18 protein-coding genes are annotated in these 17,595 nt (G+C 54.2%); 7 read left to right on the top strand and 11 right to left on the bottom strand.

All coding sequences use genetic code 11. The features are described from left to right. Positions 1-96: 96 nt before the first annotated feature. The 3 genes from purC to dapA all read right to left on the bottom strand — a co-directional run bounded on the left by purC (position 97) and on the right by dapA (position 2,928). The gene (gene purC, locus FD428_RS06155; protein WP_012131304.1) at positions 97-810 is read right to left on the bottom strand and encodes a phosphoribosylaminoimidazolesuccinocarboxamide synthase; all 714 of its coding nucleotides are present in this window, start codon (positions 808-810) and stop codon (positions 97-99) included. Positions 811-998: 188 nt separating this feature from the next. Then, a complete protein-coding gene (bamC, locus tag FD428_RS06150) occupies positions 999-2,033 on the bottom strand; it encodes an outer membrane protein assembly factor BamC (RefSeq protein WP_012131303.1) in 1,035 nt (344 codons plus the stop codon). A gap of 16 nt (positions 2,034-2,049) precedes the next feature. Next, a complete protein-coding gene (gene dapA, locus FD428_RS06145; RefSeq protein WP_012131302.1) occupies positions 2,050-2,928 on the bottom strand; it encodes a 4-hydroxy-tetrahydrodipicolinate synthase in 879 nt (292 codons plus the stop codon). Positions 2,929-3,073: 145 nt separating this feature from the next. Here dapA and FD428_RS06140 point away from each other — a divergent pair, with 145 nt between their 5' ends. Together FD428_RS06140 and bcp are read left to right on the top strand one after the other, a co-directional pair. Then, entirely contained in the window at positions 3,074-3,646 is a 573-nt protein-coding gene (locus FD428_RS06140; RefSeq protein ID WP_024130128.1) for a glycine cleavage system transcriptional repressor, read from the top strand. Beyond that, positions 3,646-4,116, top strand: coding sequence for a thioredoxin-dependent thiol peroxidase (gene bcp / locus FD428_RS06135; RefSeq protein WP_012131300.1), 471 nt, complete (start codon positions 3,646-3,648; stop codon positions 4,114-4,116). Before FD428_RS06140 ends, bcp begins: the two co-directional genes overlap by 1 nt. Positions 4,117-4,231: 115 nt before the next feature. On the opposite strand, the gene iadA is transcribed toward bcp, so the two are convergent. The 4 genes from iadA to FD428_RS06115 all read right to left on the bottom strand — a co-directional run bounded on the left by iadA (position 4,232) and on the right by FD428_RS06115 (position 7,766). Next, the gene (iadA, locus tag FD428_RS06130; RefSeq protein ID WP_114848611.1) at positions 4,232-5,395 is read right to left on the bottom strand and encodes a beta-aspartyl-peptidase; all 1,164 of its coding nucleotides are present in this window, start codon (positions 5,393-5,395) and stop codon (positions 4,232-4,234) included. Positions 5,396-5,406: 11 nt separating this feature from the next. Then, a complete protein-coding gene (locus FD428_RS06125) occupies positions 5,407-5,868 on the bottom strand; it encodes a YjiG family protein (protein WP_047462074.1) in 462 nt (153 codons plus the stop codon). A 1-nt stretch (position 5,869) separates the two neighbouring features. After that, positions 5,870-6,529 carry a nucleoside recognition domain-containing protein gene (locus FD428_RS06120; protein WP_024130126.1) on the bottom strand — a complete coding sequence of 220 codons (660 nt, stop codon included), beginning with the start codon at positions 6,527-6,529 and terminating at the stop codon, positions 5,870-5,872. A gap of 175 nt (positions 6,530-6,704) precedes the next feature. After that, positions 6,705-7,766, bottom strand: coding sequence for an AI-2E family transporter (locus tag FD428_RS06115; protein ID WP_012131296.1), 1,062 nt, complete (start codon positions 7,764-7,766; stop codon positions 6,705-6,707). Positions 7,767-7,991: 225 nt separating this feature from the next. On the opposite strand from FD428_RS06115, the gene bepA reads away from it, so the two are divergent. Both bepA and arsC read left to right on the top strand, forming a co-directional pair. Beyond that, the gene (gene bepA / locus FD428_RS06110; RefSeq protein WP_024130125.1) at positions 7,992-9,455 is read left to right on the top strand and encodes a beta-barrel assembly-enhancing protease; all 1,464 of its coding nucleotides are present in this window, start codon (positions 7,992-7,994) and stop codon (positions 9,453-9,455) included. A gap of 72 nt (positions 9,456-9,527) precedes the next feature. After that, positions 9,528-9,887 (top strand): arsenate reductase (glutaredoxin), encoded by a 360-nt coding sequence (gene arsC / locus FD428_RS06105; protein ID WP_114848610.1) that lies wholly within the window; start codon positions 9,528-9,530, stop codon positions 9,885-9,887. On the opposite strand, the gene FD428_RS06100 is transcribed toward arsC, so the two are convergent. After that, a complete protein-coding gene (locus tag FD428_RS06100; protein WP_114848609.1) occupies positions 9,884-10,729 on the bottom strand; it encodes a helix-turn-helix domain-containing protein in 846 nt (281 codons plus the stop codon). The genes arsC and FD428_RS06100 overlap by 4 nt on opposite strands. A gap of 159 nt (positions 10,730-10,888) precedes the next feature. On the opposite strand from FD428_RS06100, the gene celB reads away from it, so the two are divergent. The 3 genes from celB to FD428_RS06085 are packed head-to-tail and all read left to right on the top strand — an operon-like array spanning position 10,889 to position 14,598. Beyond that, on the top strand, positions 10,889-12,208 hold the full coding sequence (celB, locus tag FD428_RS06095; RefSeq protein WP_047462068.1) for a PTS cellobiose transporter subunit IIC: 1,320 nt from the start codon (positions 10,889-10,891) through the stop codon (positions 12,206-12,208). Between the two features lie 3 nt (positions 12,209-12,211). After that, on the top strand, positions 12,212-13,171 hold the full coding sequence (locus FD428_RS06090; RefSeq protein ID WP_114848608.1) for a N(4)-(beta-N-acetylglucosaminyl)-L-asparaginase: 960 nt from the start codon (positions 12,212-12,214) through the stop codon (positions 13,169-13,171). Beyond that, positions 13,168-14,598 carry a M17 family metallopeptidase gene (locus tag FD428_RS06085; protein ID WP_114848607.1) on the top strand — a complete coding sequence of 477 codons (1,431 nt, stop codon included), beginning with the start codon at positions 13,168-13,170 and terminating at the stop codon, positions 14,596-14,598. Before FD428_RS06090 ends, FD428_RS06085 begins: the two co-directional genes overlap by 4 nt. Before the next feature lie 36 nt (positions 14,599-14,634). Here the strand turns inward: FD428_RS06085 and FD428_RS06080 are convergent, their stop codons facing one another. The 3 genes from FD428_RS06080 to upp form a co-directional block, all read right to left on the bottom strand. Continuing rightward, positions 14,635-15,336 (bottom strand): DnaA inactivator Hda, encoded by a 702-nt coding sequence (locus FD428_RS06080; RefSeq protein WP_213164963.1) that lies wholly within the window; start codon positions 15,334-15,336, stop codon positions 14,635-14,637. A gap of 96 nt (positions 15,337-15,432) precedes the next feature. Next, on the bottom strand, positions 15,433-16,722 hold the full coding sequence (uraA, locus tag FD428_RS06075) for a uracil permease (RefSeq protein WP_012131287.1): 1,290 nt from the start codon (positions 16,720-16,722) through the stop codon (positions 15,433-15,435). A gap of 87 nt (positions 16,723-16,809) precedes the next feature. Then, positions 16,810-17,436, bottom strand: a complete 627-nt coding sequence (gene upp / locus FD428_RS06070; protein WP_012131286.1) for a uracil phosphoribosyltransferase — start codon at positions 17,434-17,436, stop codon at positions 16,810-16,812. Between the last annotated feature and the right edge of the window lie 159 nt (positions 17,437-17,595).

Raw genomic sequence — 17,595 nt, 5'->3', positions numbered from 1 at the left:
TCGTAGGCGGTTCAGCGCAAGATTACCATTAGAATAATGGTGGTAGAGAAAAACCGGAGAGCGTTGACTCTCCGGTTGATGCTGACGGGGGAAGAATTAATCTAACTGCACACCCAGGCGACGTGCGACGGTTTCATAGGCTTCGATCAGGCCGCCCAGACTCTGGCGGAAACGGTCTTTGTCCATTTTATCCAGCGTCTCTTTGTCCCACAGGCGGCTGCCGTCCGGGGAAAATTCATCGCCCAGCACGACTTCGCCTTTGTACAGACCAAACTCCAGTTTGAAATCGACCAGGATCAGACCAGCATCGTCAAACAGCTTTTTCAGCACGTCGTTAGCTTTGTAGGTCAGTTCTTTCATGCGCGCCAGATTCTCTTTGCTCACCCAGCCGAAGGTTTCGCAGTAAGAATCGTTGACCATCGGATCGTGCATCGCATCGTTTTTCAGGAACAGGTCGAACAGCGGCGGGTTCAGTTCGATGCCTTCTTCAATGCCCAGACGCTTGACCAGAGAACCAGCCGCACGGTTACGCACCACGCACTCGACCGGCACCATATCCAGCTTTTTCACCAGACACTCGGTATCGGACAGCAGCTGCTCCATCTGGGTCGGGATGCCCGCTTCTGCCAGTTTGGTCATGATGAAATGGTTAAACTTGTTGTTCACCATCCCTTTGCGATCAAACTGTTCAATGCGCGCGCCATCCCCTGCTGACGTATCATTGCGGAATTCGAGCACCAACAGGTCCGGGTTTTCCGTGCTGTATACGGTCTTCGCTTTACCACGATACAACTCAGCTTGCTTTTGCATCTTTATTACTCCTGGTGTGAATTAACGATAAAAATTCATTTTCTGCCACACTTTGCCGGATGGCGGCGTTGCCTTATCCGACCTACAGCCTGGGGCGAAATTACGGTAAAAATTGCGTTTTTCTGCTGACGCACACGTTTGCGTATCATATCAGAAAAAAGGGCTGGATTGCTCCAGCCCCTCAATTTTTACTTGCTGAACGCTGCCTGGAAGACGGCAACCAGCGCGTCGTTCTGGCTCTGCGTCAGGGTATGCCCCTTCGGATCGATAAACTGTAGGCTACTGCGGTTGTCTAAATCGCCCACCTGCAATTTATAGTCGCCGGACGACAGCCCCGGATCGGTTGCGCCCAGATCCTGCCAGCCGCTGTCAGACAGCGGTTTGTAGGTCACTGCCAGGCTGCCCTGAGAACGCGTGCTATCGGTCACTTTCATGCCCACTTTTTCAAGCGCGGCTGGCAGACGCTGCCACACCACGTTGAACGGCCCACGGACGACCAGCATTGGCAAACCGGTGTCATCTGCGGCGCTCTGCACATCCATCGTGGCGGCAGAACGGTTTTGCGCGGCGTTCGCAGCGTCGGTGGCGGTTTTATCCAGACCCGCCGAGATTACGTTCATCATCTCAGCGCTATAACGCTGTAGCGAAGCGGCATCTGCGGCAGGCTTGCCAGCCTGTTCCAGATTCACCAGTTTCACCGTTACAGCCTGCTGATAACCCTGCGGTTTCACCGAGATTTGATAACGTCCACGGTACTGCTGGTCTTCATCCAGACGGTTCCATTCAACCCAATCGGTCGTCAGGGTCTGGCTGGCGTCATCACGTTTTTCAATCGTGTAGTTTTTGGACTGAATCACGCTGACAACCTGCGGCCACAGGTTGGTATTGCGACCATTTTCCACCAGCAAGGTTGCGGTATCACCCGTAAACTGGGTACGCGCGCCGGTCACCAGCGCTAACGGCTGAGCAGGCGGACGAATGTCCAGCGCTTTGCCGACAGCGCCGCTGCCGTTGGTCACCGGAATGTTATAGTCGCCCGTCGTTACCGGCAGAATCATCCCTGCTGGCGCATGAAGTTCAGCAAGCGGTGCGGCTTCCAGATAGGATTCATCACCGCTCACCTGGCGCTTGTAGCGCGAGTCAGAGCTACAGGCCGCGAGCAGCATAATGAGCGAAACACCCGCAACCCTGGCCAGGCGCGACTTTTGTACTGAGTAAGCCATCAAATCTCCCTAAACTTTACAGCAAACCGGCATGCTTGAGCGCCGCTTTGACAATCTCACGACCCGTATCGGTGATCGGCGTCATCGGCAAGCGCAGCGTATCGGTCGCCACAAGTCCCAACTCCTTACATGCCCATTTCACCGGGATCGGATTGGGTTCGACAAATAGTTTGTTATGTAACGGCATCAGACGCTGATTAATCACCCGCGCGTCGGCAAAACGACCTTCCGCCGCCAGTTTGCACATTTCCGCCATATCACGCGCCGCAACGTTCGCGGTAACGGAAATCACGCCATGACCGCCGAGCTGTATGAAGTCCAACCCGGTCGCATCATCACCGCTGAGCAGAATAAAATCGTCTGAAACCAGCTCTTTGATCTGGTGAACCCGACTTAAGTTCCCTGTCGCCTCTTTGATTGCAACAATATTTTTTACTTTCGCCAGACGGCCGACGGTTTCCGGCAGCATATCGCAGCCTGTACGGGACGGCACATTATACAGAATTTGCGGCAGGTCAGTATGTTCAGCGATGGCTTTGAAATGCTGGAACAGACCTTCCTGAGTCGGGCGGTTGTAGTAAGGCGTCACTGTCAGGCAACCGACAACGCCGCTGTCGTTGAAACGCTGCGTCAGGCTAATGGCCTCCGCCGTCGCGTTCGCGCCCGTTCCGGCGATAACCGGAATACGCCCGTCCGCCAGCTCCAGCGTCATCATGACCACATCGCCATGCTCGTCATGGCTCAGCGTGGCGGATTCGCCGGTGGTGCCAACAGAAACAATCGCCGAGGTACCGCTGGCGACATGATAATCAATCAGTTTTTTCAGGCTTGACCGGCAGACATTACCTTTTTCATCCATCGGTGTAACAAGCGCGACAATACTTCCCGTGAACATGGGCCATCCTCTGTGCAAACAAGTTTCTCAATGGTACGTTTGGTACGACAATAAAAGCAAGAGACCATAGCCCTTCTGATTATTGTATGCAGGTTTTTTTTATGCTTTCCTTATGATTACCTCACCTCTCAAAGGAAGAACCGGTTTGACATCGTCATCACAACATTACCTGGTTATCACTGCGCTGGGTGCCGATCGCCCGGGAATTGTGAATACTATCACCCGCCATGTCAGCAGTTGCGGTTGCAATATCGAAGACAGCCGACTGGCCATGCTGGGCGATGAATTCACGTTTATCATGCTGCTGTCTGGTTCCTGGAACGCCATCACCCTGATTGAATCAACCTTGCCGTTGAAAGGCGCAGAGCTGGATTTGTTGATTGTGATGAAGCGCACCACCGCTCGCCCCCGTCCGGCCATGCCCGCAACGGTATGGGTACAGGTCGAGGTGGAAGATTCTCCGCATTTAATTGAACGTTTTACCGCGCTTTTCGACAGCCATCAGATGAACATCGCTGAGCTGGTCTCCCGCACGCAACCTGCTGAAAATGAAAAGGCTGCACAGCTGTTTGTTCAAATCACCGCGCACAGTCCGGCATCCCATGATGCCGTAAATATTGAGCATGCCTTTAAAGCACTATGTACAGAACTCAATGCGCAAGGCAGTATTAACGTTGTTAATTACTCACAACATGATGAACAGGATGGAGTTAAGTAATGAATCCACTGAAAGCCGGTGACATCGCACCGAAATTTAGCTTGCCGGATCAAGACGGAGAACAAGTAAATTTGACCGACTTCCAGGGACAGCGCGTACTGGTGTATTTCTACCCTAAAGCCATGACGCCCGGCTGTACCGTACAGGCCTGTGGTTTACGCGATAACATGGACGATCTGAAAAAAGCAGGCGTAGACGTGTTGGGGATCAGCACCGATAAACCTGAAAAACTGTCTCGTTTCGCCGAAAAAGAGCTGCTTAACTTTACGCTCCTGTCCGATGAGGATCATCAGGTCTGCGAGCAATTCGGCGTCTGGGGGGAAAAATCCTTTATGGGGAAAACCTACGACGGCATCCATCGCATCAGCTTCCTGATCGACGCTGACGGCAAGATCGAACACGTATTTGACGACTTTAAAACCAGTAACCACCACGATGTAGTGCTGAACTGGCTGAAAGAAAACGCCTGATTTGCGTTTTGCCGGATAAAGCCTGATGCGACGCTAACGCGTCTTATCAGGCCTGATTCGCACAACCCCGTAGGCCGGATAAGGCGTTTACGCCGCCATCCGGCATACGCGTCGTTTATTCAAACGTTCCTTTCACGCACGCTTTACCGTCTTTCACCACCGCTTTGCCTTTCGCCCACAGATGGCTGACTTCCAGCGCCTGATTCAGCACCAGAATGTCGGCGTCACAACCTGCCGCCAGACGTCCTTTATGCTCAAAGCCGAGAAATTCCGCAACGGTGCGGGTAAGCGGGCGCAGCGCCTGCTCCAGCGGCAGTTTATGCTGCGTAACTAACTGACGCAGCGTGCCGATCAGCGACTCAAAACCCGCCACGCCAATGCCCGTCAAATTCCCATGCTCATCAAATTCCGGCTGGCTGCCGTTGCCATCAGAACTCAGGGTAATGCGCGACAGCGGAACCTCATGGCGCAAGGCTGTCACGATGGCCGTCGCCGGATCGATCGGTTCATCAATGCTGCTGGTAATATCGATGTAGCCACCATCAAGCGCGTACTCCAGCGCCGCCTGGAACAGCGGTTCGGCACGGTTAACATGCGTCGGCAACAGTTTCGTGATAGGGACATCGGCGTTGGCGAGAATATCGTACAGCGGTTCCAGCATGTGTGGGCTGTCGCCCATATGAAAGACGCTGATTCCCGGCTTCTGGCCCAGTAATCCCCCCACGCGGGACTGCGCCGCCATTGTCGCCAGCGCGGCGGAATTCGGCGCAGAAGAACGATGATCGGAGACGGCGCATTTCACGCCAATCACTTTATCAATCAACGCCACATCGCGATCGACGCTCCCGGTGATGGTTGGCGAAGGCAAAGAATACGCCCCCGTTAACATCCATGCGCTGATCCCTTCATATTCCAGCGCACGCGTTTTCGCCAGCAGAGATTCAGGATGACGGGTGATGCCGTCCGTTCCCAGCAGCCCGACAACGGAGGTAATACCGGCTTCAACCAACCGTGACAGCCGCACCTCTGGCGTACGGGTATGCGGCCCGGCTTCGCCGCCACCGCCGATGAGATGAACATGCTGATCGATAAATCCCGGGCAGACGATATCACCGTGAAGATCGATCTGCTGGCAACCGGGGAAGTCTTTCGCAGCGATAGTCGGCGCAATAGCGACAATTTTGCCGTTGGCAACCAGAATGTCCTGCTGGCCCAGATCATCCGGGGCATATACGTGTCCGCACTGAAAAAGCGTCAGATTAAGAATGGAACAGTCCATGATAGTCCTTTTTAAACAATAGCCTGCATTACCCAAATAGAGACCAGGGCATTAATCACGCACACCGCAATAATATGTGGGTAATAACGTGGATGAACGCCCGCCGTTCCCAGGCAGCGCCCTACATTCTGAACCGGGTTGCCCATCAGGTAAATGGCGGGTAACAGCACAGTGGCATCGTGACCGGACAGCGCGCCAGTAACCACCAGGCTGGCGCAGACGCCCACGCCGCCGCCCATACTCATCACCGCAGCCAGCAGAACGGTCGCCGATTCTCCCGGCAAACCCCATAGCGCCATTACCGGTTCACACACTCGCCCGACGATATCCAGCAACCCCGTCACCTTCAGCGCCTGAATAATGACAAAGGCCATGACGACGTTGGGCAACAGGCTGGTGGTGGCGATGGTAAAACCGCGCCGCGCGCCGTCGATAAACAGATCCATAACATTTTTACGTACCTGTGCGCTCATTTCAGGCCTCCTGTTTCATACGACGATGTTCAAGCTGCGCGATCCACACCCGCAACAGGTTCGCACCGATAAATTTGAAGACTAAAATGACCGCCAGCGGCGTAATAACCGGTACGGTTATCGTGGCAAATAGCGCGGCGCCTGATGAGAAGTAGTTCGTCAGAATCGCGCTGCCGCTTGTCTGCCAGCAGGCGAAAATTGCCCGTTCCTGTTCGGTAATCACCCCCTCTTCCGCCAGTTCTTTGGTCATCCCGGCGGCGGCATCCGTATTTTGCAAATTGGCGATAAGCGCCAGAGAGCAAATGCCGGGGATGCCCAGGATCGGCCTGAGTATCGGCGTCATCAACTGCTGTGCGGCGCGCAGTCCGCCCAGCCCTTCCGTCACGGAAATAATGCCGAGCGATAAAATAACCGATGGCGCCAGCTCCAGTGCGAATAAAAAGCCGTCTCTCGCCCCGGTACCGCCAGTGCCGCGAAATGAAACCGCCGTGTCGCCTGCTGCGTTAACCAGGCCAAACGCGCCATTGAGCACGGTAAAATCAAACACTCGCCACCATTCCGTACTTTTCGCGAACATGCCTGAAAAAAGGATAATGGTAATAAAAAAGGCGAGATAACCGCCCCACCCCACTTTTTGCTGCGTGTGCATCTGATGACCCATTTTTTTCTCCGGTTGGTCTTGTCCTTGTGAGATTAAAAAACCATCTATACCGGTAAGTTGAAAGCAAAAAAGGAGGGCGGGACAGCACATTCGGAAAACGTTCAGGAAAGGAGAAAGCGGATAAAACGTGGAACGCCCGATGACGTTGCGCCACCGGGCAGAGTGATAATCGTGCTTAACCGTCGCTGACCTGTCCGTCCGGCCAGGCATGTACCACGGCTTTAATTAACGTCGCCAGCGGGATGGCGAAGAACACGCCCCAGAAGCCCCACAGGCCGCCGAAAATCACCACCGACAGAATAATCACCAGCGGGTGCAGGTTGACGGCTTCTGAAAACAGTACCGGCACCAGCAGGTTTCCATCCAGCGCCTGAATGATCAGATACACGGCGAAGCAGCTCCAGAACTCCGTTCCGAGGCCAAACTGGAATAACGCCACGCCAATCACCGGAATGGTCACCACGAACGCGCCGATGTAGGGGATTAATACCGAGAATCCAACCAGAACCGCCAGCAGCAGCGAGTAGTTGAGACCAAAGAGCAGGAAGCCAAGCCAGGTCGCTACGCCAACCACCACCATCTCCAGCACTTTGCCGCGAATATAGTTGGTGATCTGCTGGTTCATCTCCATCCAGACCTGCCCGGCCAGTCCGCGATTGCGCGGCAGAACCCGGCGCACGGCATTCAGCATCTGCTCTTTATCTTTGATCAGGAAGAAGACCATCAGCGGCACCAGCACCAGATACACCGCCAGCGTCAGCAACCCGACCAGAGAGGCCAGGGAGTATTTCACGACCGAATCACCTAACGTCAGCATCCGGGTGCGCATATTTTCCGCCATCGCATCAATGATCCCGGCATCCATTAGCGCCGGGTAACGACGGGGTAACGTGGCGGCATAATCAGAGAGCTTATTGAGCATACCCGGCATATCGCGAATCAAATAGATCCCCTGCTGCCAGGCCACCGGCATCACGACAAACGCCATCAGCAGTAAAATGCCGACAAACACAATCAGTACGATTGAGGTGGCCCAACGCCGGGAGCAGCCAATCGCCTCCAGACGGACCGTAGGCCACTCCAGCAGGTAAGCGAGGACAATAGCCACCAGCAACGGCGCCAGAAGCCCACTGAAAAAGAAAAGGATGCCAAAACCAGCAACCAGGATAACCAGCAAGGCGATCGCCTCCGGGTCGCTAAAACGACGGCGATACCACTGCATCAACATCTCAAGCATAGAAACCGTTCCCTGAACCTCAATAGCGGGATTGCGATCCCGAATTGTATCTAAATGTCACAAAAAAGACTTCGCTTTTTGTTGCTGATTCAGGAAACTGAAAAGTCATTTGAGCGGGGTATTCACCACCGGGTTTCGCAGTTACACTCCCTGTGCTGGCGTGGCGGAACGATACGTCGCGGCATCGGTCAAATGGCTATATTAAAGAAAACAGGACAGAGGTCTATGTTCAGGCTGTTGAAGAAAAACCTGGTTGCTACCCTCATCGCTGCGCTGACTATCGGTCAGGTAGCCCCCGCGTTTGCAGATTCCGCAGACACGCTACCGGATATGGGGACCTCAGCAGGAAGCACGCTTTCTATCGGTCAGGAAATGCAAATGGGCGACTATTACGTTCGCCAGTTGCGCGGCAGCGCGCCGTTGATCAACGATCCGCTATTGAGTCAGTACATCAACGCGCTGGGGATGCGTTTAGTCTCTCATGCAGACTCCGTGAAAACGCCGTTCCATTTCTTTTTGATTAACAACGACGAAATCAACGCCTTCGCCTTTTTCGGCGGCAACGTTGTGCTGCATTCCGCGCTCTTTCGCTATTCCGATAACGAAAGTCAGTTAGCCTCGGTGATGGCGCACGAAATTTCCCACGTAACCCAACGCCATCTGGCGCGCGCGATGGAAGATCAAAAGCGCAGCGCTCCGCTGACCTGGGTCGGCGCCTTAGGCTCTATTCTTCTGGCGATGGCCAGCCCACAGGCCGGTATGGCAGCGCTGACCGGTACGCTGGCGGGAACGCGTCAGGGGATGATCAGCTTCACCCAACAAAACGAACAGGAAGCAGACCGAATCGGTATTCAGGTGCTGCAACGTTCAGGATTCGATCCGCAAGCGATGCCGACGTTCCTGGAAAAACTGCTCGACCAGGCGCGCTACTCCACGCGTCCTCCCGAAATTTTGCTGACGCACCCCCTGCCGGAAAGCCGTCTGGCGGATGCCCGCAACCGTGCAAACCAGATGCGCCCGGTGGTAGTAGAGTCGTCGGAAGATTTTTATCTGGCGAAGGCGCGTACGCTGGGGATGTACAATTCTGGCCGTAATCAGCTTACCAGCGACCTGCTCGACGCATGGGAAAAAGGAAACGTGCGCCAACAGCGTGCGGCGCAATATGGCCGGGCGCTACAGGCGATGGAAGCCAGCAAGTACGACGAAGCTCGCAAAGCGCTGCAACCGTTGCTGACGGCTGAACCGAATAACGCGTGGTATCTCGACCTGGCGACCGATATCGATCTGGGGCAGAAGAAAACCAGCGAAGCGATTAACCGTCTGAAAAATGCCCGCGATCTGCGCGCAAACCCGGTATTGCAGCTAAACCTGGCGAATGCTTATTTACAGGGCGGGCAAGCCAGAGAAGCCACGACCATCCTCAATCGCTACACTTTCAACAATAAAGACGACGGCAACGGCTGGGATCTCCTGGCGCAGGCTGAAGCGGCGCTCAATAACCGCGATCAGGAACTGGCGGCGCGCGCCGAAGGCTACGCGCTGGCCGGGCGACTGGATCAGGCGATCTCTATGCTCAGCAGCGCAAGTTCTCAGGTCAAGCTGGGCAGCCAGCAACAGGCGCGTTACGATGCCCGTATCGACCAGCTGCGCCAGTTGCAGGAACGCTTTAAGCCATACACTAAAATGTAGTATTCGTTCTGTTGCCGGGTGGCGACGCTATCGCGTTTTATCCGGCCTACAGTTCGCGCGAAAGGAGAAATCATGTCTGATGCAGTAAAAATCTACCACAACCCGCGTTGTTCAAAGAGCCGCGACACGCTGAGCCTGCTGAAATCTAACGGCGTTGAACCGGAAGTGGTGCTTTACCTGGAAACACCTGCCGACGCAGCGACGCTGCGTGAACTGCTGCGTATGTTAGGGATGTCCAGCGCACGCGAACTGATGCGCCAGAAAGAAGATCTCTACAAGTCTCTCAATCTGGCCGACAGCCACCTGAGCGAAGAGGCGCTGATTCAGGCGATGGTGGAAAACCCGAAACTGATGGAGCGACCGATTGTCGTCGCCAACGATCAGGCTCGTATTGGCCGCCCGCCGGAGCAGGTGCTGGAAATCGTGAGCTAATCCATGCGCCGCAGCGCTTCCAGAAAGTCCTGCGGCGTACAATCCCCCAGTTTTTTCTGTGTCTTACCACGGTTGTAGCATTCACATAAGCGGATAAGCAGCTCGCTGGCAGATTCACTATTTAGCCGGGGAACAATCTCATTCAGCGGTATTGTCACCGGCACCCAACCGGGAATCGTACCGGTTATTTGGCATGACATGCCGCGCGTCGCCAGGTGCGTTTTTAGCTGCGGGCATATGCGATCAGAAATATTTGTCTCAATAGATTGTATATCAGCCGGGCAGGTTTCCAGCAATTCATCCAGCCAGACCACGACCCGCTGCGGTGAAATACCCGCATACAGTCGGGCAAAGCACCAGCCGCTCATCGGCTCGCGCGCCCAGAACAAATGATGTTCGCCACCGTCGTCCATATGCAACGAGAGTGGAAGGTGATACAGCGCCAGATGATTCGGCAGTATCCCGGATTTTAACGCTTTTTTCCCTTGTAACGACGCCCGCTGTCGCCGAGGTGTCGCCGGTTTAAGATAACGATTCAACGTCGCGCGCGACACAACAATGCCCAGCACCTCGTTCACCAACAATAAGAGGTCATCCAGTGGCGCACCTGTTGCGTCACGCAAGGCGTTCACCAGAATAACCTGCTCTTGTCTCATTGCTTTGTATATCGTCTTCGGCGTAGTTTGCCCATCACTAACCCGATCACGATGTCGCCATCGCCTCACTGTCGTAACAGAAATCCCAAGCTCGGCGGCAAGCTCTCTGTCGCTTTTTTCAGACTGCTGAAGATAGCGACGAATACGCGGTGTGGTAGTGGCATTGGCGTGCAATTTTATTTCCATCGCAAGAACCCCTGTCGATTTTTAGATAATTAATCTTATGAGATTTATATGTTAATCGCGATTACATTGTGAGCTATTTCACCTTTCGTTCACACGCCTTCGCAGATAATCCTCATGCATAGCACACACAACGTGAGTTAATCTTGTACGGAGTTCACAATGAACAATGTTCTGGGATTTCTTGAAGCAAAACTGATGCCTCTGGCAGCGAAAACCGCTCAGCAGCGGCATCTCGGCGCGATTCGTGGCGCATACGTTTCGTTTATGCCGTTTATTATCGTCGGCTCGATTCTGCTGGTGATCTCTTCGTTTCCGAATCAAAACTATCAGCAGTTTATGTCTCAGGCTTTTGGCGAGAGCTGGAGTGCGATTATTGAGATCCCGTTTAACGCGGTGTTCTCAACGATGTCGCTGTTTATCAGTTTCCTGGTCGCATTTCGTCTGGCGGAACACTACGGCGAAGATCGCATCTCCTGCGGCATTCTGGCGCTGGTCTGTTTTCTGATCCTTACACCGTTTATCAAAGTGGCGGAAAACGGCGGTATTACCGTGATCCCCGTAGAATGGATTGGCACAAAAGGATTGTTCGTCGCGATGATCGGTTCACTGCTATGGACTGAACTTTTCTGCTGGCTAAAGCGTAAAAATCTGGTGATCAAAATGCCAGAAGGTGTGCCACCGGCGGTGCAAGAATCTTTTGCCGCGCTGATCCCCGCTTTACTGGTCATGATACTGGTACTGAGCATTCGCATCTTGTTTGAAAACACCCATTACCAGACCATCCATCAGTTTATTTACGAAGTGGTCGCCACACCGGTTCGTCATTACGGCACCTCTTACTTTGGCGCGCTGATGACAGTGTTCAGCATCACTATTTTGTGGTCGGTCGGTATTAACTCCGGCTCAATGGTTAACGGCATCATCCGTCCGCTGTGGATGGAAAACCAGACCGACAACATTGCGGCTATTCAGGCTGGCACCACACCCCCACACATCATTACAGAACAGTTTTTTGACATGATTTGGATGGGCGGCGCGGGCGCAACGTTGTCGCTGGTGTTAGCCATGCTTTTCTTTGCGCGCAGTAAAAACATGCGGGAAGTGGCGCGGCTCGGTGCCGGAGCGTCCGTGTTCAACATCAACGAACCGATTCTGTTCGGTCTGCCGGTGATAATGAATCCGATAATGCTGATCCCCTTCAACCTGGTGCCGCTGGTGCTGGTCACCGTACAGTATACCGCGATGAAGCTCGGCGCAGTCGCCGTCACCACGGGCGTCTTTATTCCGTGGACGCTGCCGCCAGTCATTAGCGGTTTTATCGTTACCGGACATATTAGCGGCAGCGTCATGCAGCTCATTAACCTGCTGATTGGCGCAATGCTGTATCTGCCCTTTATGCGGATCGTCGATAAACAGTACCGCGCGGCGGAACTGGCTGCCGTAACGCAGCCCGATGCACCACTTGCAAAACAGGAGTAAACCATGTGGGGAATTATCGCAACCTGGCGAATGGCGCTTGAAGGTGTGGCGGAATCCGCGTCTGCACTGGCTGCGGGAAACCCGGTCGCAATGGCGGTGGTAGACGCCGTCGCAACCGTTGAGGACTTTCCGTTTTATAAATCCGTGGGCTATGGCGGACTGCCTACTGAAAATGGCGAGGTCGAACTGGATGCCGCCTATATGGACGGCGATACCCTGGCGTTTGGGGCGGTCGGGAATCTGGTGGATATTGCCAACCCGGTGCGCGTCGCACATGCGTTAAGCCGTCAGCGCTATAACTGTCTGCTGGTTGGCCAGGGTGCGCGTGAATGGGCACTGAGCCAGGAGTTTGCGGATAAAACCATGCTCACCGACAGAGCCATCCAGCACTATCAAAAACGCTGCCGGGAGACGCTGGATAAAGGCTTAAGTCCATATAACGGCCACGATACGGTCGGCATTATTGGTCTGGATAAACTGGGGTCGATGAGCGTTGCCACCTCCACCAGCGGCCTGTTTATGAAAAAACGCGGACGCATTGGCGACTCTCCGGTTATTGGTTCCGGCTTCTATTGCGACAGTGAAGTCGGCGCGGCAACGGCAACGGGCGTCGGTGAAGATCTGATGAAAGGCTGTGCCAGCTATGAAATTGTTCGTCGCATGGCGCAGGGAATGACACCGCAACAAGCGGCTGATTCTGTCGTGTTTGAGCTGGAAGATAAATTGATGTCGCGATTTGGTCGCACAGGCGACCTCTCGGTGGTCTGCATGAACCGTAAAGGCGAGTTTGGCGCAGCCACTAACATCAAAACATTCTCGTTCGTTGTCGCTACCGCACGCCAACCGCTCACCGTATTTCGCGCCGAACGCCAGCACGAGAAGACCCATTATCACCCCGTCGATGAAGAATGGATGCAAGACTATGCCGCACGGATACGTGCTCCAGTCGAGGAAGAGAAATGATTTCATACCAACTGATTTGCTCACCCGCAGAGGTTCAACCACAAGGCCATCTTATCGCGTCTCCTGGCTGTTCTTTATTGCGGGATTCCGCTCTGCTCGCGGAAATGCGCGTACTGGCGCAAGATAAAGTAGCGGATACCCGCTTCGGCTGCGCGCCTTTTACGCGAATTACCCTGTTGCCTGATGCGCTCTGGCAGGACAGCCTGACCGAAGGTTTACTCAATGCGATACGACCGCTGCTGGCTTCGCCGATCAGTGAAAATGTGCTGATTGATGTCACCGAAATAAATGACACTGTACTGGCGCTGCTGCTGCGTTTTCTGTTCAATCAGGCGTATACGCTCAATGATTTACAATTGAAAAAAACGGATGCCACCGCTACCCGCATCCGCCATATCACTGCGTTCTGCCAGCCAGAACAATACGAGAAACGTGAAAAAGTGTTCAGGCAGCAGCAGGCTATTGCCAACGGCATGGTCGCTGCAAGGCGGCTGGCGGATACCCCCTCCGATTGCTGTACGCCGCAGTTCGTGGTCAACGAGGCACAAACCCTGTGCGCCTCTTTTCCTGCGCTGCACTGTGAAGTCCTTGATGAACAACAAATCGTTGAACAAGGTCTCGGACTGCTCCATGCGGTTGGCAAAGGAGCGACCTGTCCACCGCGTTTGCTTGCCATTCATTACAACGGCATAAGTGACGGCCCGGTACGCTGCTACATAGGTAAAGGGATAACGTTTGATACCGGTGGCCTGTGGTTGAAAGAGGGCGCGGGTATGTACACCATGAAATATGACATGTGTGGCGCAGCCAACGTGTTGGGACTGCTCCTGACGGTTGCGGAGTTAAAACTGCCCGTACGCATAATGGGCGTACTGGCGCTGGCCGAAAACGCGATCGGCCCGAACGCAATGCAGCCAGGCAGCGTTGCTCGCGCCTGCAACGGTATGACAGTGGAAATCAATAACACCGACGCCGAAGGACGGCTGGTGCTGGCCGACGCCATTGCATGGACGAGCCAACGACAACCGCAGGCCCGTTATATCATCGACATGGCAACCTTGACCGGTGCGGTGGTGAAAGCGCTTGGCTACGAACTCAGCGGGCTGATGACTCAGGACGATGCGTTAAGACAGGCGCTAACAGAGGCTGGACGGCAGTGCGGAGATGAAGTCTGGTCTTTACCTCTGGATGCACGACTGAAAAAGCAGACCGAAAGCGCCATAGCCGATCTCTGTAATACGCCGACGAACAATGCGGCAATCAGCGCTTCCGCAGCCTGGTTACTGCATCATTTTTGCCCGTCGGATATCCCGTGGGCACATCTGGACATTAGCGGTACGGCGCTATGGCGAGAAAACGGCAGAAGCGTCGCATCCGGCAGGCCGATTCCACTGCTGGTTGAGCACTTACTGGAAGATATTGCCTGAGTTTTTTTGCCCGGCCACCGGGCAAAAACGGCAGCGTTACAGCGTCAGAATCTCTTTAACGAACGGAATGGTGAGTTTACGCTGTGCGGTGATTGAGGCGTGATCGAGCTGATCCAGCGTAATAAATAGCGTACGCATCTCGCGATCCAGCCGCTTCAACAGAAAACGCCCGACATCTTCCGGCAGTTCAAACCCACGCAGTCTGGCGCGCAGTTGTAACGCCTGGAGTTTGTCTTCATCAGAGAGAGGTTGCAGCTTGTAGATTTGCCCCCAGTCCAGACGAGAAGCCAGATCGGGTAATCCCAGCTTTAGCTGACGTGGAGGGCGATCGCCGGTGATCAGCAGGCGCGTTTTTCCCGACTCAAGGATGCGGTTATAGAGATCAAAGATCGCCATTTCCCACAGTTCATCTCCGGCGACACATTCAATATTGTCAATACACACCAGCGACAAATGTTCCATGCCGTCAAGCACTTCCGGTACAAACCAGGTGCGCTTATCCAGCGGCACATAGCCTACCGCGTCGCCGCGTTGCGACAGTTCAGCACACGCCGCGTGCAGCAGATGGCTACGGCCCGCGCCTTCACGCGACCAGAGATAAATATATCCGCTATGTTCCTGACGCAGCACGTTTTGCAGTGCAGCCAGTAAAGAGGCGTTATCCCCCGGCCAGAAACTTGCGAAAGTTTCGTCGTCAGGAAGATAAAGTGGCAGAGAGAGCTGTGCCGGAGTGTTCAGAGATACCTCAATCCAGGATTCCATAAAATCGCGATGAGTTTACCACAGAATTCCATCACGATAGAACCGGGCAGCAAGCACTGCCCGGTTTCAGGATTATTGCTGCGGCGTATCCGCGTCTTTCGCATCCAGCACCACTTCTTCCGGGCGCAGGACGCTGATCAGTTTGAAGATCAGGCTCAGGCCGATCCCAACAATGGTCGCCAGCGCCATTCCTTTCAGTTCAGCCGCGCCAATATGCACTTTCGCGCCGCTGACGCCGATGATCAAAATCACCGAAGTCAGGATCAAGTTCTGCGCTTTGTTGTAATCGACTTTTGATTCAATCAATACACGAATACCGGATGCGCCGATCACGCCGTACAGCAGCAGCGATACGCCACCCATTACCGGCAGCGGGATTATCTGAATCGCAGCGGCCAATTTACCCACGCAGGAGAGCAGAATGGCAAAAATCGCCGCGCCACCGATAACCCAGGTGCTGTACACGCGGGTGATCGCCATAACACCGATGTTTTCACCGTAGGTGGTGTTCGGCGTAGAACCGAAGAACCCGGAAATCATCGTTGATAACCCGTTGGCAAACATCGAACGATGCAGGCCAGGGTCACGAACCAGATCCTTTTTAACGATGTTCGCCGTCACGACCAGGTGGCCTACGTGTTCGGCAATCACCACCAGCGCCGCTGGCAGGATTGTCAGAATGGCAAACCATTCAAAGCGCGGCGTATAGAACGTTGGCAGCGCGAACCAGTGCGCTTCGGCAATCGGCGCGGTATCCACCACTCCCATCGCAAATGACAGCGCATAGCCTGCCAGCACGCCGATCAGGATCGGGATAATGGCCAGGAAACCCCGGAACAGCACGGAGCCAAAGACCGTCACCGCCAGGGTCACAAGGGAGATGGTAATGGTTTTGGTATCCGGGGATTGTCCTTCAGCAGGCAGCAACCCGGCCATTCCCGCAGCCACGCCCGCCAGTTCCAGACCGATAACGGCAACGATTGCGCCCATCGCCGCAGGCGGGAACATCACGTCCAGCCAGCCGGTCCCGGCTTTCTTCACGATAAAAGAGACCAGGCAGAACAGCACGCCGCACATGATAAAACCACCCAGCGCCACTTCATACCCCAGCGGCAACAGCAGCAGAACCGGCGAAATAAAGGCAAAGCTCGACCCTAAATATGCAGGAATTTTACCTTTACAAATAAAGAGATACAGCAACGTACCGATGCCGTTAAACAGCAGAACGGTAGCCGGGTTAATATGAAACAGGACTGGCACCAGCACGGTTGCGCCAAACATGGCGAACAAATGCTGCAAACTAAGCGGGATTGTCTGTAAAAGCGGCGGTCTTTCACTTACCCCGATAGCACGGCGCGTCATAGTGTTTTCCTCTGAGTGTTGTATGTTATGGGTGTTTTATTCAAAAAAAAGCCGACTCTTAAAGTCGGCTCTTTATTATTCATTCACTTACTTCGTACCAAAGATCTTATCGCCGGCATCGCCGAGGCCCGGAATAATGTATCCGTGCTCGTTAAGTCCCTTATCAATCGATGCGGTGTACAGCTCAACATCCGGGTGCGCTTTCTCCAGCGCCGCAATGCCTTCCGGCGCAGCAACCAGCACCAGCACTTTAATGCTGTGGCAGCCTGCATTTTTCAGCAGATCGATCGTCGCAATCATTGAACCGCCGGTTGCCAGCATCGGGTCAACCACCAGCGCCATACGCTCATCGATGTTGGATACCAGTTTCTGGAAGTACGGAACGGGCTCCAGCGTTTCTTCGTTACGGTAGATACCCACCACGCTGATACGCGCGCTCGGCACATGCTCCAGGACGCCTTCCATCATGCCCAGACCGGCACGCAGGATAGGAACCACGGTGATTTTTTTACCTTTGATTTGTTCGATTTCAACCGGGCCATTCCAGCCGTCGATGGTTACCGTTTCGGTTTCCAGGTCTGCGGTCGCTTCATAGGTCAGCAGGCTGCCTACTTCCGAGGCGAGTTCACGAAAGCGTTTGGTGCTAATGTCGTTTTCACGCATCAGACCCAGCTTGTGTTTGACGAGTGGGTGTTTGACTTCCACGATCTTCATACTCTTCTCCTTTCCTCAGACGAGTGGCAACCACAAAAAAATCGCCGGATTATACCGCTTTTCCTCTCTGGCGCAACACAACGTATGCTTGACATGGATCAACCAAAGTGACATACGTCTGGAGAATGAGTATAAAACACGCCCCGCACAGATGGCGGG

Origin of the sequence: Citrobacter sp. TBCP-5362 (genome assembly GCF_005406305.1) — a bacterium.
Taxonomy (GTDB): Bacteria; Pseudomonadota; Gammaproteobacteria; order Enterobacterales; family Enterobacteriaceae; genus Citrobacter_B; species Citrobacter_B koseri.
Note: the sequence above shows the minus strand (reverse complement) of the source record. Positions and strands in the feature narration are given on the sequence as shown.